Annotated in this window: 4 protein-coding genes; all 4 read left to right on the top strand. The window is 32.8% G+C overall.

Going from position 1 to position 2,610, the window contains the following annotated elements; translation table 11 throughout:
• Positions 1-553 precede the first annotated feature (553 nt).
• The 4 genes from panB (at position 554) to Q0616_RS00075 (ending at position 2,556) form a co-directional block, all read left to right on the top strand.
• On the top strand, positions 554-1,369 hold the full coding sequence (gene panB, locus Q0616_RS00080) for a 3-methyl-2-oxobutanoate hydroxymethyltransferase (protein ID WP_171623872.1): 816 nt from the start codon (positions 554-556) through the stop codon (positions 1,367-1,369).
• A 176-nt stretch (positions 1,370-1,545) separates the two neighbouring features.
• Positions 1,546-1,635, top strand: coding sequence for a hypothetical protein (locus tag Q0616_RS11870; RefSeq protein ID WP_366940214.1), 90 nt, complete (start codon positions 1,546-1,548; stop codon positions 1,633-1,635).
• Complete coding sequence (locus Q0616_RS11865; RefSeq protein ID WP_366940215.1) at positions 1,613-1,822, top strand: four helix bundle protein; 210 nt, start codon at positions 1,613-1,615, stop codon at positions 1,820-1,822. Before Q0616_RS11870 ends, Q0616_RS11865 begins: the two co-directional genes overlap by 23 nt.
• Before the next feature lie 56 nt (positions 1,823-1,878).
• Positions 1,879-2,556: an RluA family pseudouridine synthase gene (locus Q0616_RS00075; protein ID WP_298773849.1), complete on the top strand. Its 678-nt coding sequence runs from the start codon at positions 1,879-1,881 to the stop codon at positions 2,554-2,556.
• Positions 2,557-2,610: the final 54 nt, after the last annotated feature.

Raw genomic sequence — 2,610 nt, 5'->3', positions numbered from 1 at the left:
GAGTGTTTTAAAAGTAATTTTAAACGCTTTACAATAAATCAGGAATGAAAATGAATATTAATAATTCTTGAAGAATCTCAACCTCATCCACTTTTAACAACCAATTTTAGAATCGACATACGATTTGCAGACGAGCTTCAATCCATTGAAACGAACGTAAAAAAGATTAGTGAGCCTATGCGAATCATTTAATCTTTTTAGTGAGTAAAATGATGATTGAACGGCGAAAATCGAAGTCTTGATTTTTTTGGTTCGTTTTTTCATCAAGGAAAAAAATGAACATATATACCTAAGCTCAACCAAAGCTTCTCCTTTTAATTTAAAATTCTTTATCTCAACTTTTTGACAATCGTCTCCAAATCATATGACATTTTCTTCAGCCTTTTTCAATATTCAGATTCGTTGTCACTCTTAGCTTGTTTCAGAATCCCATATAGTATATCATTTCGAGGTATTGAGAAATCTCTTTCATATAAAATGAAATAATTTCAACAAAATTAGTTCTGTTTTAATATTCAATTTAACTTTACAGAAGTTATAAATATTAAACGTAATGTCTGTAAATAAAGAAATCAAACGTATTACAACCGAAACTGTTCGTAACATGAAATTTACTGGAGAGAAAATTTCGATGTTAACGGCATACGATTTTACCATTGCTTCTCTTGTAGATGCAGCTGGTACGGAAGTTATTTTGGTTGGTGATTCTGCTGCAAATGTAATGGCTGGTCACGAAACTACTTTACCGATCACATTAGATCAAATGATTTATCATGCTCAATGTGTTGTTCGCGGTGCAAAACGTGCTTTAGTGGTTGTTGATTTACCTTTCGGAACGTATCAATCTGATCCGCAGAAAGCATTAGAATCTTCAGTTCGAATCATGAAAGAATCTGGTGCACATGCCATCAAATTAGAAGGTGGAAAAGAAATTGAAGAATCTATTCGCCGTATTGTAAATGCTGGTATTCCTGTTATGGGACATTTGGGACTTACACCACAATCTATTTACCAATTTGGTTCGTATAAAGTTCGTGCGAAAGAAAATGACGAAGCAGATAAATTAATTAATGATGCTAAATTATTAGAGGAATTGGGTTGTTTTTCATTGGTTATGGAAAAAATACCTGCTGATTTAGCTGCAAAAGTTACTGCATCAATTAACATTCCTACAATCGGAATTGGTGCTGGATCTGGATGCGATGGGCAAGTTTTAGTGGTACATGATATGTTGGGATTAAACAACGAATTCAAACCTAAGTTTGTTCGTAAATATTTAAACTTAGAAGATCAAATTCACCAAGCGATTGGACAATATGTTGCAGATGTAAAATCTGGAGATTTTCCGAATGCAAATGAGCAATATTAATTAGTAAGGTTGAGGTTAAGGTGAAGACTGAGATTAAGTTTAACATTTTTACTTTACCTCAACCTCAATATTAGACTCAACCTTTACAAATTATGCCTTATCATGATTTCACAGAAATGCCAATTTGGATAAAAGCGATGAATATTGCAGTTCAAATCTTTTAATTAACTTCAAACTTGCCACGAACTGAAGATTATGGATTAACCTCTCAAATTAGATGTTCTGCAGAAAGTATTTCAACAAATTATTGCCGAAGGTTTTGGTAAGTCAAGTATTAATGATAAAGTTAGGTTTTATGAAATTGCAAAAGGCTCTGCCTTCGAAACCAAATCTCATTTAATTTATGGACAAAAAGTTGGATATTTTAAAGAAGATTCGATAAATCATCTTTTTAAAGAATTAAATGTCATAATTTTTGAGATAAATAAACTCAAAAAAGCTTTAAAAAAATAAAATAACTCTAATGGTTAGATTAAGTAGATCTCAATCTCAGCCTCAATCTCAAAAACATGAATCCTGAAATATTATTCGAAGATAATCACCTCTTAATCGTCAACAAAAAAGCTGGTGAATTGGCTCAAGGCGATGAAACAGGTGACATTCCACTTATCGACAGTCTAAAGGACTATATAAAAAAGCGTGACAATAAACCTGGAAATGTCTTTTTAGGATTGGTACACCGTTTAGATCGTCCGACTTCTGGTGTTTTAATTTTTGCCAAAACTTCGAAAGCGTTGACACGCATGAATGAGATGTTTCAGAAACGAAATATTGACAAGGTTTATCGCGCCATTGTTCAAAGTAGACCTCCGAAAGATTTCGAACGTTTGGAACATTACTTAAAGAAAAATCCAAAGAATAATAAAACAACGGTTTATTCTAAACCAACGCCTGAAGCTAAAAAAGCGATATTAGAATACACCTATTTAGGTGCTTTGGATACGTTTCATTGTGTCGAAGTGAAATTATTTACAGGTCGTTCACATCAAATTCGTTCACAACTTTCAGCAGTTGGTTGCCCTATAAAAGGTGATTTAAAATATGGTGCAAAACGTTCTAACCCTGACGGTAGTATTTGTTTACATGCCTATAAAATCACATTCGAACATCCTGTCAAAAAAGAAGAAATGACGATTGTAGCTCCAGTTCCGAAAGATGCAATTTGGCAGGCTACAACCAAATTTTAATTCGTAAATTTGTCGCTTATTTGTTTGTCGAATGAACAGCATTTTTTATTTTAT

Origin of the sequence: uncultured Empedobacter sp., from assembly GCF_937930195.1 — a bacterium.
GTDB lineage: Bacteria > Bacteroidota > Bacteroidia > Flavobacteriales > Weeksellaceae > Empedobacter > Empedobacter stercoris.
The sequence above is the reverse complement of the archived record's forward strand: the minus strand, read 5'-3'. Positions and strand labels throughout refer to the sequence as shown.